General features: G+C 72.5%; 13 protein-coding genes and 1 pseudogene. 8 read left to right on the forward strand and 6 right to left on the reverse strand.

The features are described 5' to 3' along the window. Positions 1 to 33: 33 nt before the first annotated feature. Positions 34 to 1,548 (forward strand): cytochrome P450, encoded by a 1,515-nt coding sequence (locus HEK131_RS17010; protein WP_244335939.1) that lies wholly within the window; start codon positions 34 to 36, stop codon positions 1,546 to 1,548. On the opposite strand, the pseudogene HEK131_RS30330 reads toward HEK131_RS17010, so the two are convergent. Then, positions 1,510 to 1,821: pseudogene (locus HEK131_RS30330) on the reverse strand (pentapeptide repeat-containing protein); the annotation flags it as partial. The gene HEK131_RS17010 and the pseudogene HEK131_RS30330 sit on opposite strands and share 39 nt — an antisense overlap. Positions 1,822 to 2,428: 607 nt before the next feature. Here HEK131_RS30330 and HEK131_RS17020 point away from each other — a divergent pair. The 4 genes from HEK131_RS17020 (at position 2,429) to HEK131_RS17035 (ending at position 6,516) form a co-directional block, all read left to right on the forward strand. Next, positions 2,429 to 3,184: a (Fe-S)-binding protein gene (locus tag HEK131_RS17020; protein WP_244335941.1), complete on the forward strand. Its 756-nt coding sequence runs from the start codon at positions 2,429 to 2,431 to the stop codon at positions 3,182 to 3,184. Continuing rightward, positions 3,181 to 4,659 carry a LutB/LldF family L-lactate oxidation iron-sulfur protein gene (locus tag HEK131_RS17025; RefSeq protein WP_244335942.1) on the forward strand — a complete coding sequence of 493 codons (1,479 nt, stop codon included), beginning with the start codon at positions 3,181 to 3,183 and terminating at the stop codon, positions 4,657 to 4,659. The genes HEK131_RS17020 and HEK131_RS17025 overlap by 4 nt, the downstream gene beginning before the upstream one ends. Next, complete coding sequence (locus HEK131_RS17030) at positions 4,656 to 5,297, forward strand: LutC/YkgG family protein (RefSeq protein WP_244335943.1); 642 nt, start codon at positions 4,656 to 4,658, stop codon at positions 5,295 to 5,297. Before HEK131_RS17025 ends, HEK131_RS17030 begins: the two co-directional genes overlap by 4 nt. 64 nt (positions 5,298 to 5,361) lie before the next feature. After that, positions 5,362 to 6,516 (forward strand): betaine/proline/choline family ABC transporter ATP-binding protein, encoded by a 1,155-nt coding sequence (locus HEK131_RS17035; protein ID WP_217462567.1) that lies wholly within the window; start codon positions 5,362 to 5,364, stop codon positions 6,514 to 6,516. A gap of 1 nt (position 6,517) precedes the next feature. On the opposite strand, the gene HEK131_RS17040 is transcribed toward HEK131_RS17035, so the two are convergent. The 3 genes from HEK131_RS17040 to HEK131_RS17050 are packed head-to-tail and all read right to left on the reverse strand — an operon-like array spanning position 6,518 to position 8,804. Then, a complete protein-coding gene (locus HEK131_RS17040; protein WP_244335944.1) occupies positions 6,518 to 7,459 on the reverse strand; it encodes an ABC transporter substrate-binding protein in 942 nt (313 codons plus the stop codon). Further along, positions 7,456 to 8,127: an ABC transporter permease gene (locus tag HEK131_RS17045; RefSeq protein WP_244335945.1), complete on the reverse strand. Its 672-nt coding sequence runs from the start codon at positions 8,125 to 8,127 to the stop codon at positions 7,456 to 7,458. The genes HEK131_RS17040 and HEK131_RS17045 overlap by 4 nt, the downstream gene beginning before the upstream one ends. Continuing rightward, complete coding sequence (locus HEK131_RS17050; RefSeq protein ID WP_244335946.1) at positions 8,124 to 8,804, reverse strand: ABC transporter permease; 681 nt, start codon at positions 8,802 to 8,804, stop codon at positions 8,124 to 8,126. The genes HEK131_RS17045 and HEK131_RS17050 overlap by 4 nt, the downstream gene beginning before the upstream one ends. A 155-nt stretch (positions 8,805 to 8,959) precedes the next feature. On the opposite strand from HEK131_RS17050, the gene HEK131_RS17055 reads away from it, so the two are divergent. From HEK131_RS17055 to HEK131_RS17060, 3 genes are read left to right on the forward strand one after another with little or no spacing between them, the layout of a single operon-like run. Further along, entirely contained in the window at positions 8,960 to 9,283 is a 324-nt protein-coding gene (locus HEK131_RS17055; RefSeq protein WP_244335947.1) for a hypothetical protein, read from the forward strand. Then, positions 9,208 to 9,585, forward strand: coding sequence for a pyrroline-5-carboxylate reductase dimerization domain-containing protein (locus HEK131_RS30335; protein WP_432215646.1), 378 nt, complete (start codon positions 9,208 to 9,210; stop codon positions 9,583 to 9,585). Before HEK131_RS17055 ends, HEK131_RS30335 begins: the two co-directional genes overlap by 76 nt. Positions 9,586 to 9,594: 9 nt before the next feature. Then, positions 9,595 to 10,560 (forward strand): pirin family protein, encoded by a 966-nt coding sequence (locus tag HEK131_RS17060; protein ID WP_244335948.1) that lies wholly within the window; start codon positions 9,595 to 9,597, stop codon positions 10,558 to 10,560. A gap of 224 nt (positions 10,561 to 10,784) precedes the next feature. Here the strand turns inward: HEK131_RS17060 and HEK131_RS17065 are convergent, their stop codons facing one another. After that, positions 10,785 to 11,204, reverse strand: coding sequence for a hypothetical protein (locus HEK131_RS17065; RefSeq protein WP_244335949.1), 420 nt, complete (start codon positions 11,202 to 11,204; stop codon positions 10,785 to 10,787). A 327-nt stretch (positions 11,205 to 11,531) separates the two neighbouring features. Then, a protein-coding gene (locus HEK131_RS17070; protein WP_244335950.1) for an IS5 family transposase occupies positions 11,532 to 12,364 on the reverse strand; the annotation gives its coding sequence in 2 pieces (ribosomal slippage) (positions 11,532 to 12,022 and positions 12,022 to 12,364; 834 coding nt in all). Between the last annotated feature and the right edge of the window lie 11 nt (positions 12,365 to 12,375).

Raw genomic sequence — 12,375 nt, forward strand, 5'->3', positions numbered from 1 at the left:
TCAACGGGCCACCGGATCAAGGGAGATCGCGTCATGGCCGAGACGACGGGGGCCGGGCTGCCCAAGGGGTTCCGCGGTGCCGAGCAGGGCTGGCCGGAGCTGGACCGCATCCCGCGTCCGCCGCGCAGGCTCCCGGTGCTCGGCGACGTGCTGGGCGTCGACCGGCGCACCCCGGTCCAGGACTCGATGCGCCTGGCGCGCGCACTGGGTCCGATCTTCCGGCGCCGGGTGCTGGGGCGGGAGTTCGTGTTCCTGTGGGGCTCGAAACTGGCCGCGGATCTGGCGGACGAGACCCGGTTCGCCAAGCACGTCGGGCTCGGCGTCGCCAATCTGCGCCCGGTCGCCGGGGACGGGCTGTTCACCGCCTACAACCACGAACCCAACTGGCAGTTGGCGCACGACGTGCTCGCGCCCGGCTTCAGCCGGGAGGCGATGGCCGGTTACCACTCGATGATGCTGGCGGTCGCCGGCCGACTGACCGACCACTGGGACCGCGAACTGGGCGCCGGGCGCACGGTGGACGTGCCCGGCGACATGACCCGGCTGACGCTGGAGACCATCGCCCGCACCGGCTTCGGGCACGACTTCGGCTCCTTCGAACGCGACCGGCCGCACCCGTTCGTCACGGCCATGGTCGGCACCCTCGCGTACGCCCAGCGGCTCAACAGCGTGCCGATGCCCCCGCTGCTCCAGCGCGGCGCCGCCCGGCGCAACGCCGCCGACATCGCCTACCTCGACGACACGGTCGACGCGCTGGTGGCCGCCCGCCGCCGCTCCGGAGGCGGGGACGGCGACCTGCTGGACCGCATGCTGGAGACGGCCCACCCCGAGACCGGGGAACGGCTGTCGGCGGAGAACGTCCGCAAGCAGGTGATCACCTTCCTGGTCGCGGGCCACGAGACCACCTCCGGCGCCCTCTCCTTCGCCCTGTACTACCTGGCCGGGCACCCCGAGATCGCCGCCCGCGCCCGCGCCGAGGTGGACCGCGTCTGGGGCGACACCCCGGAGCCCGGCTACGACCAGGTGGCCCGGCTGCGTCATCTGCGCCGGGTGCTGGACGAGTCGCTGCGGCTGTGGCCGACCGCACCCGCCTTCGCCCGCGAGGCCACCGAGGACACCGTGCTGGCCGGGGAGCACCCGGTGCGCCGGGGCGGCTGGGCGCTGGTCCTCACGCCGATGCTGCACCGCGACCCCGAGGTCTGGGGCGAGGACGCCGAGCGGTTCGACCCGGACCGGTTCGACGCCAAGGCCGTACGGGCCCGCCCGCCGCACACCTTCAAGCCGTTCGGCACGGGGGCGCGAGCCTGCGTGGGCCGCCAGTTCGCCCTGCATGAAGCCACGTTGGTGCTCGGGCTGCTGCTGCGCCGCTACGAACTGCGGCCCGACCCCGGCTACCGGCTGAAGGTCACCGAGCGTCTCACCCTGATGCCGGAGGGCCTGCGCCTCGGCCTGGAGCGCCGGAGCGCGCCGGCCGCCGCGCCGGCCGGCGTTCCGGAGCCGGACGCGGGTTCAGCGGGACGCTGTCCAGTGCGCGGGGCGGACCAGTGAGCCCGGCAGCCTGGTGCCGGGTCCCCCTCGGGCGGCGTTGACCTGTGGCTGGGTGACGAAGAGGGCGCCGGTGAGGTCGGCGTCGGTCAGGTCGGCGCCCCGCAGATCCGCCCCGATCAGGTCGGCGTGCCGCAGGTCGGCTCCGGTGAGGTCCGCCGCGATGAGGCAGGCGCCGCGCAGGCTGACCCCGCGCAGATCGGCGCCCTTCATCCGCGCGCCGGCCAGATCGGCGCCCCGCCGGTCCCGGCCCTTCTTCCGGCCGACGCCTCGACGGGCCGACTCCGACACCCGGAGCAGGAGTCCGGCCACCTCGTGCCAGTGGGCGGCCGGGTCCAGCGCGGCCAGTTCCTCGGGCCCCTGCGCGGCGAGGCGTTCGGTGTGCTCCAGCGCGGCGCGCAGCTCCGGGTGGAGCGGCCGGGCGGTGTCGAGATCCAGCGCCTCGGTGAGGTACCACAGGAGTTCGTGCAGGCGCCGGACGACCGGGAACACGTCGAACATCAGCCGGGCCCGCGCCTTGGGGCCGGTGCGCCAGTCCTGGCCGCCGAAGGTGACCTGGGAGACGTGCTGACCGGCGCCGAAGCAGTCGTAGACCGTGCAGCCGGCGTAGCCCTTGGTACGCAGCTCGGTGTGGATGCCGCAGCGGTGGTCGTCGCGCAGGTTCACGCACGGCTTCCCGGCGGGCTTGTCGTGCGCGAAGTCGGCGGAGGCGGCGAAGGGCAGGGCGGCGCAGCACAGGCCGAAGCAGTTGGCGCAGTCGGCGCTGAGGACGGGTATGTGATCAGGCATCGCGGCAAGGGTACTGACCTCCGTGGGCCCTCTTCCGCCAGGCCGTGCGCTGACTACGCTGCTCCTGTCCGATCTTCGAGCCCGAGGAGCCGCGATGCGTGTCGCCCTGTTCCTGACCTGTGTCAATGACACGCTCTACCCGGACACCGGCCGCGCCGTGGTGAGGCTGCTGAACCGGCTGGGCGTGGACGTCGACTTCCCTGCCGCGCAGACCTGTTGCGGGCAGGCCCACTACAACACCGGCTACCGGCACGAGAGCGAGCCGCTGGCCCGGCACTTCGCGGAGGTGTTCGGGGAGTACGACGCGATCGTGACGCCCTCCGGCTCGTGCGCGGCGATGGTCCGGGAGCTGTACCCGAGACTGGGCGAGCGGGCCCGAGCCGAGGGGCGCGGGGAGGGCCTGGCCGCCACCCTGGCTCCGGTGGTGCCGAAGACGTACGAGCTGACGGAGTTCCTGGTGGACGTGCTGGGCGTCACCGATGTCGGCGCCGTCTACCCGCACAAGGTCACCTACCACCCCACCTGTCACGGCCTGCGCTCCCTCGGCCTCGGCGACCGCCCGCGCCGCCTGCTGGAGGCCGTGCGGGGACTCGAACTGGTCGAGCTGCCAGGCGCCGAGGAGTGCTGCGGGTTCGGCGGCACCTTCGCGGTCAAGAACGCCGGGGTGTCGGCGGCGATGGGCGCGGACAAGATGCGCAACGCCGAGTCGACCGGGGCCGAGGTGCTGTGCGCGGCCGACAACTCGTGCCTGATGCACCTGGGTGGCACGATGAGCCGGGCCGACTCGTCGGTGCGACCGGTGCACATCGCGGAGATCCTGGCGAGCACGGAGGAGGATCCGGCCCGGTGAACGAGACCTTCGTCGGAATGCCCGCCTTCCCCGAGGCGGCACGGGAAGCGCTGGACGACACCACCCTGCGCGGCAATCTGCGGCACGCCACCCACACCATCCGCGCCAAGCGCGCGGCGGCCGTGGCGGAGGTGTCCGACTGGGCGGAGCTGCGCGAGGCGGGCAGCCGGATCAAGGAACACACGCTCCGCCATCTCGACCGGTACCTGGTGCGGTTGGAGGAGTCGGTCACCGCGGCGGGCGGCACGGTCCACTGGGCCGCGGACGCGGCGGAGGCCAACCGGATCGTCACCCAACTCGTCCAAGAAACAGGCGAGTCGGAAGTCGTGAAGGTCAAGTCGATGGCCACGCAGGAGATCGGGCTCAACGAGGCGCTGGAGGCGGCGGGCATCCGGGCCTACGAGACCGATCTGGCCGAGCTGATCGTGCAGTTGGGCGAGGACCGCCCCTCGCACATCCTGGTCCCGGCCATCCATCGCAACCGGGCCGAGATCCGCGACATCTTCCGTACCGCGATGGCCGGTTGGGGCCGCCCGGCTCCCGAGGGCCTGTCCGACAGTCCGGCCGAACTGGCCGAGGCGGCGCGGCTGCATCTGCGGGAGAAGTTCCTGCGGGCCAAGGTCGGCGTGTCCGGGGCCAACTTCATGGTCGCGGAGACCGGCACGATGGTGGTCGTGGAGTCCGAGGGCAACGGGCGGATGTGCCTGACCCTGCCGGAGACCCTGATCTCGGTGGTCGGCATCGAGAAGATCGTCCCCACCTGGCGTGACCTGGAGGTCTTCCTGCAGACCCTCCCCCGCTCCTCCACGGCCGAGCGCATGAACCCGTACACCAGCACGTGGACCGGCACGACGGACGGGGACGGTCCGAGCGCCTTCCACCTGGTGCTGCTGGACAACGGCCGCACCGACACCCTCGCCGACGAGGCCGGCCGTCAGGCGCTGCGCTGCATCCGCTGCTCCGCCTGCCTCAACGTGTGCCCGGTGTACGAGCGGGCGGGCGGCCACGCCTACGGCTCGGTGTACCCCGGTCCGATCGGCGCCATCCTCAGCCCCCAACTGCGCGGCACGGCAAGCGAGATCGACGCCTCGCTGCCGTACGCGTCCACGCTGTGCGGGGCCTGCTACGAGGTGTGCCCGGTGGCCATCGACATCCCCGAGGTGCTGGTCCGGCTGCGCGAACGGGTCGTGGAGGGCGGGCCCGCGGTGCGCGAGGGCAACCGGGTGGTGCTGAAGCCGGCCAAGGGCCACGCGGCGGAACGGGCGGCCATGCGGGCGGCCCGGTGGACCTTCACCCGGCCGGGCGCCCTGCGCACCGGCCAGCGCCTCGCCTCCCGCGCCCGCCGCCTGCGCCCGCGCACCCTGCCGGGCCCCGGCGCGGCGTGGACGGCGACGCGCGATCTGCCGGAGCTGCCCGCCGAGCCGTTCCGGGACTGGTGGGAACGCACCCGAGGCGGCAGGGAGGAGACGAAGTGAGCGACCGCGAACGCGTCCTGGGCCGGGTCCGGCGCGCGCTGGCCGACGTACCCGAGGACGACATGCCGTACGACCGGGCGGTCCCGCGCGACTACCTGCGCGAGCACGGCGAGCGCACCGCCGAGGAGACGATGGGGCTGCTCGCGGAGAACCTGGCCGACTACCGGGCCGTGGTGCACCGGTGCGAGGAGGCGGACCTGCCCGCGCTCATCGCCCGGCTGCTGGCGGCGCGGGGCGCCAAGTCCGTGCTCGTGCCGGACGGGCTCCCGGCGGCGTGGCTGGCGAGCGCCGACCCGGTCCCCGTCCCCGACCGCGCGGACAGCACCCCGTACGAGCTGGACGCGGTGGACAGCGTGGTGACCGGCTGCGCGGTGGCCGTCGCCGAGACCGGCACCCTCGTCCTGGACGGCGGGCCCGGTCAGGGGCGGCGCCGGATCACCCTCGTGCCCGACCACCACATCTGCGTGGTCCGCGTCCCGGGCCAGGTCGTGGCGTCCGTGCCCCAGGCACTCGAACGCCTCTCCCCCGCCCGCCCGTTGACCTGGATCTCGGGGCCCTCGGCCACCAGCGACATCGAGCTGGACCGGGTGGAGGGCGTGCACGGGCCGCGCACGCTGGAGGTCGTGCTGCTGGGCTGAGCGGTGTCATCCCTTCGGCCAGCGGGGCCGGGCGGGGTGCCCGGACCCCGGCTAGCGTGGGGGAATGATCCGGTTCGAGCAGGTCAGCAAGCGCTACCCGGACGGTACGACGGCCGTGGACGACCTGTCCTTCGAGGTGTCGGAGGGCGAACTCGTCACCCTGGTCGGCCCCTCCGGCTGCGGCAAGACGACCACCATGATGATGGTGAACCGGCTGATCGAGCCCACCGCGGGCCGGATCGTCGTGGACGGCGAGGACATCGCGCGCGTCGACCCGGTCCGGCTGCGCCGCCGGATCGGGTACGTCATCCAGCAGGTCGGTCTCTTCCCGCACCGCACGGTGCTGGACAACACGGCGACCGTGCCGTCCCTGCTGGGCTGGAAGCGGGCCAAGGCGCGGGCGCGCGCCGCCGAGCTGCTGGATCTGGTGGGCCTGGACCCCAAGACGTTCGGCGCGCGCTACCCCGAGCAGCTCTCCGGCGGGCAGCGGCAGCGGGTCGGGGTGGCGCGGGCGCTCGCGGCGGACCCGCCGGTGCTGCTGATGGACGAGCCGTTCGGCGCGGTCGACCCGGTCGTGCGCGAGCAGTTGCAGGACGAGTTCCTGCGGATGCAGCAGGCGGTGCGCAAGACGGTGCTGCTGGTCACGCACGACATCGAGGAGGCGGTCCGCCTGGGCGACCGGATCGCGGTGTACGGCGAGGGCCGCATCGAGCAGTTCGACACCCCCGGCGCGGTCCTGGGGGCGCCGGCGACCTCGTACGTCGCCGGGTTCGTGGGGGCCGACCGGGGGCTGAAGCGGCTGTCGGTGACCGCGATCGAGCCGGACGACCTGGAGCAGCCGCCGGTGGCCCGCCCGGACGAGCCCGCCGAGGGCGCGGCCCGGCGGCTGCGCGAGGAGGGGGCGCGCTGGGCGGTCGTGCTGGACGCGGACGGCGATCTGCACGGCTGGGTGGGGCTGGACGAGCTGGCGGCGGGCGGCACGGTCGGTGAGCTGGCCCACCGGATGACGGCGTGGGTGCCGGTGGGCGCCCCGCTGAAGCAGGCGTTCGGGGTGATGCTCCAGTACGACGCCGGGTGGGTGGCGGTGCTGGACGGGTCCCGGCTGCTCGGCGTGCTGACCCCGGCCAAGCTGCACGAGGCGCTGCGCCGGTCGGTGGACGCGGACGCGCTGGGGGTCGCGCGGGGTCAGGTGCCGTTCGACTCGGTGGCGGACGCGTAGATCACTTGATCAGGCCCTTGTCCCGCAGATAGGTGCGGGCCACGTCGGCGGGCAGCCGCCGCCAACTGTCGACCTGCCGGTTCATGTCGGCGAGGTCCTCGGTGGTGAGGACGTCGTTGAGCTTGCCGAGCGCCTTGGCGACCCGTTCACTGCCTGCGCGGGCGCGGTTGACGACGGGGACGATGTAGTCGGCGTTCTGGAGGTGCTTGTCGTCGGCGAGGAGGACGAGGCCGAAGGAGCCGAGGGTGGCGTCCGTGGTGGTGGTCAGCACCATCTGGTCCCGGCCGGACTGCACGGCCTGCTTGGCCGGGGTGGTGCCGACGCCCTTGGGATCGACGGCGGTGATGTCGATGCCGTACACCTTCTTCAGGCCGGGTGCGCAGTACGGCCGCTCGACGCATTCGTCGCCCGCCGCGAGACGCACCTTGAGGCCGGAAGCCCCGAGTTCGCTGAGGGTCTTCAGGTGGTGGCGGCGGGCGTAGGAGGCGCTGACCGCGAAGGCGTTCTGGTCGACGGCCCGGCCCGGCGGGAGGACGGTGAGTCCGCGCGGGGTGGCCAGGGCGCGCAGGTTCTTCATGGTCTTTGCGAGGTCGGGTGAGCCGGCCGGGGGCGCGTCGGGGCCGTTCTCCTTGGCGTTCAGCCAGTCGGCGAAGGTGGCCGCGTACTCGGGGGCGACGTCGATCTGCCCGGACTCCAGGGCGGGTTCGTACAGCTCCCGGTTGGCGACGGTGATCAGGGAGGTCCGGTATCCGGCCTGGCCGAGGAGCTGGGCGTAGAGCTGGGCGAGCAGGTCGCTCTCGGTGAAGCCGGCCGAGCCGATGACGAGGTGGTGGCTGTCGCCGGGCGACGCGGTGACGGCGCCCCGGTTCTCCAGGGAGGGACCGGAGCCGCAGGCGCTGAGGGTGGCGAGGCAGGCGGCGGCGAGGGCCGCGCGGGCTCTCATCGGACGGCCCTCGCCCAGGTGGGGCCGAGCCGTTCCACGATCTCGAAGACGCCCTCCACGAGCAGCGCGAACACCGCGACGAGGATCGCGCCCGCGACGACCTGCGGGGTACTGGCCAGGTTGAAGCCCGCGGTGATGATCCGGCCGAGTCCGCCGCCTCCCGCGAGCGCGGCGATGGTGGCGGTGGCGACGAGCTGGACGGCGGCGATCCGTACCCCGTTGAGGATCATCGGCAGCGCGAGCGGTACCTCCACCCGCAGCATCGTCTGCCGCCCCGTCATCCCCATGCCGCGCGCGGCCTGGACCACGCCCCGGTCGACCTCGCGCATGCCGACGTAGGCGTTGGTGAGCAGCGGCGGCACGGCGAAGAGCACCAGGGCGACGACGGTGGGCCCCTCCCCCCACTTGCCGACCGGGGTCAGCAGGAGCAGGACCAGGACCGCGAAGGTGGGGACGGCCCGGCCGACGTTGGAGATGTTGACGGCGAGCGCGCCGCCCTTGCCGAGGTGGCCGAGGACGAGCGCGACGGGCAGTGCGATGAGGCAGCTCACGATCAGGCAGACGACGGTGAGCACGAGGTGCTGCAGCAGCCGGTGCCAGACGCCGTTGTCGCCGGACCAGTGGGCGGGGTCGGCCAGCCAGTCCCAGGTGGAGCCGAGCACGTTCATGTACGGCCCTTTCTGACCCACGGGGTGATCAGCCACTGCACGCCCAGCAGAAGCAGGTCGGCGGCGACGGCGATGATCACGCACAGCACGGACGCGGTGAGGACCTGGGCCTTGAAGTAGGTGTTCATGCCCGCGTAGATCAGGTTGCCGAGTCCGCCGAAGCCGACGATCGCGCCGACCGTGACCAGGGAGACCGCGGAGACGGTGGCGATGCGCAGGCCGGCCATCGCGGCGGGCAGCGCGAGCGGCAGTTCGACGGCGAGCAGCAGCCGGACGGGACCGAAGCCGAGGCCGCGCGCGGCCTGCCGGGTCTCCTCCGGTACGGCGCGCAGCCCGGCGAGGATGTTCCGGACGAGCAGGGTGAGCGAGTACAGCACCAGTCCGGCGACCACGAGGGTGGCGGAGAGGCCGTAGACGGGGAGCAGCAGGGAGAACATCGCCAGGGAGGGGATGGTGTAGAGGACGGTGGTGACGCCGAGCACCGGTCCGGCGGCCCAGCCCCAGCGGCGGGCGAGCACGGCGAGGGGCAGCGCGACGGCGAGCCCGATGAGCACGGACAACGCCGTCAGCTCCAGGTGCTGGCCGACCGCGTCGAGGAGGATCTGGCGGCGGCTGCTCAGATAGTCGCCGCAGATCCACTCGTTGCGCGCGAGGCAGTCGTCCGGGGCGGCGGTCACCCGTCCATTGCACCGGGCGGGGCGGGGGGTCGGCGCGTTGTGGTGGCCCGTACGGGGGCCGGAACGTCCCTTCGGTGTCCCTTCTGGCATCCGAGGCGAGGAGTGTGGAGGAATGTGGAGGAGTGTGGCGGCCGTGGAACGGATCGTCGTCGTGGGTGCCGGCCGGGGTACGGCTGGAGACCCTCGCTTCGGCGCTTGTCACGGGCGCGGTCCTGCGCGCCATGCCGAACCTGGCCGCGCGCGTGGGCCGGAGCATGACGGTGGTGTGCCCCGGTCCGCAGGTCCCGCCCGAAGCGGTGCAGCGGGCGGAGGGGGCGCTGTCGGTGATCGGCCGGGTGCTGGTGGTCCAGGACGAGTCCCTGCTGGACGCGGCGACCGCGGTGGGGGCAGCGGCCCGGCCCTGGTGGCCCACCTCGCCCGGTCCTTCACGGACTTCGCCCGCGGGGCGGGTCTCGACGCGACGGACGCGGCTGTGCTGACGAGCCAGGTGCTGCGGGGCACGGCGGAGGTGCCAGCGGAGCCGGGGGTGACCCCGGGATCCCTGTACCGCCGGGCGAGCACCCCACGCGGAACGACCGCGCAGGGCATCGCCACGCTGCGGGAACAGGCGTCGAGCTTGGTCTGGGTGGTGACCTCGACGTGCACGATGAGGTCGCCCCGGCCGCCGCGGCCGCCGCGTCGACGAATCGGTACGGGCGGCACTGGAGGCGACGGCCGAGCGGGCGGCGGAACTCGCGGGGTGAGGGGACGCGGACCCACCGGTCCGGGGAGCGGGCGCTAGGTTGGCCGCATGAGCAACCTTGACCTCGCGCCGGAGCCGCGCGCATGCGGTGGCCGTGGCTTCGTCGTCGCCGAACCGGTCCGCGAACTGCTGAGCCCCCGCACGGTGAAGCTCGGGGAGTCCACCGAGGTCCGCCGCCTGCTGCCGAACCTGGGCCGTCGCATGATCGGCGCGTGGGCGTTCGTCGACCACTACGGCCCGGACGACATCGCGGACGAGCCCGGTATGCAGGTGCCCCCGCACCCGCACATCGGTCTGCAGACGGTGAGCTGGCTGCACGAGGGCGAGGTGCTGCACCGGGACTCCACCGGCAGCCTGCAGACGATCCGCCCGCGCGAGCTGGGCCTGATGACGGCGGGCCGGGCGATCAGCCACTCCGAGGAGAGCCCGAAGCCCCACGCGCGCTACCTGCACGGGGCCCAGCTCTGGGTGGCCCTCCCGGACGAACACCGGCACACCGACCCGCACTTCGAGTACCACGCGGACCTGCCGACGGTCACCGCACCCGGCCTGACGGCCACGGTGATCCTGGGCTCCCTGGACGGCACGACGTCCCCCGGCACGACGTACACCCCCCTCGTAGGCGCCGACCTCACCCTCACCGAGGGCGCCTCGGCTCGCATTCCTCTCGACCCCGACTTCGAGTACGGCGTCCTGTCGATGTCCGGCGAGGTCCACGTCGACGGCGTCCCGGTCACCCCCGGCTCCATGCTCTACCTCGGCTGCGGCCGCACCGAACTCCCCCTGCAGGCCGACTCGGACGCGTCCGTGATGCTGCTGGGCGGGGAGCCGTTCGCGGAGGAGCTGATCATGTGGTGGAACTTCGTGGGGCGTACGCAGGAGGAGATCGAGCAGGCTCGGGAGGAGTGGATGAGGGGTTCGCGGTTTGGGGAGGTGAGGGGGTATGAGGGGGATCGACTGCTCGCGCCTGAACTGCCGTCCGTGCCACTGAAACCACGGGGGCGAGTGCGCTGAACTGACACTTCCCCGTGCTGACCCAATGCTGACTTTCCTGACAGGCAGTCAGGTCCTTGCGGAGGGGGATACTCGCACCCCTCTCACCACCGCGTTTTGAAGTCGCGCCACGCGCCGCCAGCGGCGCAGCGCTCGCCCGGCGAGCTCGAAACGCCGCCTTCATCGAACCGCTTGAGCTCTGGGGCCCGGCCGTTAGGGACGACCGAGCCCTCATAGCGTCTGGATCACGCCTTGCAGAAGCCGAGGCCCTTGAGTGCCTCGTTGATCTGCTTGCCCTGGGCCTCGCTGGTGGCGACGTCCTTGTAGCTGAAGCGCTGCGACGCGCTCCAATCCGGCTTGTGGGCACCACCGTTGATCGCGGAGCACTGATTGCGGGCAGCCTCGATGGCCTTGTCCTCGTACTTCACCATGTCCGGGTTGGCGGCGGCGAGAGCGCGAAGCAGTTCGGCTCGCTTCGCGCCGGTGGGCTTCGGCGGGATACCGGCGACCTTCTCGGCGACACTCCATCCCGGACTAGGGGTGGACTTTGGCGTTGCGGCGCGCTTGGTGTTTCCGGGGCTGTCGGCGGTGTCGGCGCCGGAGCAGGCGGTGAGTGCGAGCGCGGTGGCGCCGAGGATGGCGGCGACGGTGGTGCGAGTGTTCATGGGCCCCCTGGGCATCGTGCTTGAGGGAGCATGATGCCTGATGTGAAGCCGGCGTGAAGCATCGTCATCCGCGCCTGCGGACATGCAACCAGGCGTGGGTCATCGCCCAGAACGTCCGCCATGGCTGAGGTCTCAGCCCGATGGGTAGCGGGAGCGACGGAGGCGCACGGCCGGACACCTGGGCCGACCGGTGCGGGGCCGCCGGCGGCCGGACGAGCGACGGCTCGCTCGCAGCCCACGATGCGTCAGTCAGCTCATGACGACGCAACACGAACAGACCGAAGACCCCGCCACAATGCGGACACCCCCTAGGCCGTGTCCGGAAAGTCATGGGAGCCAGAGTCGGAGGCAGGCGAGGGTGACCATGGCGTGGAAGTGGGCGGCTCGTTTGTCGTAGCGGGTGGCCAGGGCCCGGTTTTGTTTGAGGCGGCTGAAGCAGCGCTCGACCACGTTGCGGCGCCGGTAGGCGGCCCGGTCGAGGCGGCAGAGGGCCTCGCCGCGGCGGATGCGCCCGTTGATCTGGTCGATGCGTTCGGGGATCGCTGCCGCGATCCCGCGTCTGCGGAGGTAGGAGCGGATCTTGCGGGCCGAGTAGCCCTTGTCGGCGACGACCCGGTCGGGCCGGGTCCGGGGCCTGCCCGGGCCCGGCCGGGCGATCCGAATCCGTTCCATGACCGCTTCGAACTGGGTGCAGTCGTTGATGTTGCCGCCGGTCAGGGTGAAAGTGAGGGGGTGGCCCTGTCCGTCGCAGGCGAGGTGCATCTTGCTGGTCAGCCCGCCGCGCGACCGGCCGAGGGCCTCGCCCTCCCAGGGCCCCCTTTTCGGGCCCCGGCCGCGTGCTGATGGGCTCGGACCGTCGTCGAGTCCACGCAGACGATCGACCAGTCGACAGTCCCGACGGCGTCGGAGTGCTGCTGGACGTGGGCCAGCAGTCGGTCCCAGGTGCCGTCGGCGGACCAGTGCCGGAAGCGTTCGTAGACCGTCTTCCACGGGCCATAACGTTCGGGCAGGTCACGCCAGGCCGCACCGGTGGACAGCTTCCACAGGATCCCGTTCACGACCTGGCGCCGGTCTCGGACAGGTCTGCCCATCCGTCCCGGCGCCAGCAACGGAGCGATCAACTCCCACGACTCATCCGCCAGTTCATGCCTACGTGCCATGAAAGGAGCAA

The sequence above is a fragment of the Streptomyces seoulensis genome (assembly GCF_022846655.1).
Classification (GTDB): domain Bacteria; phylum Actinomycetota; class Actinomycetes; order Streptomycetales; family Streptomycetaceae; genus Streptomyces.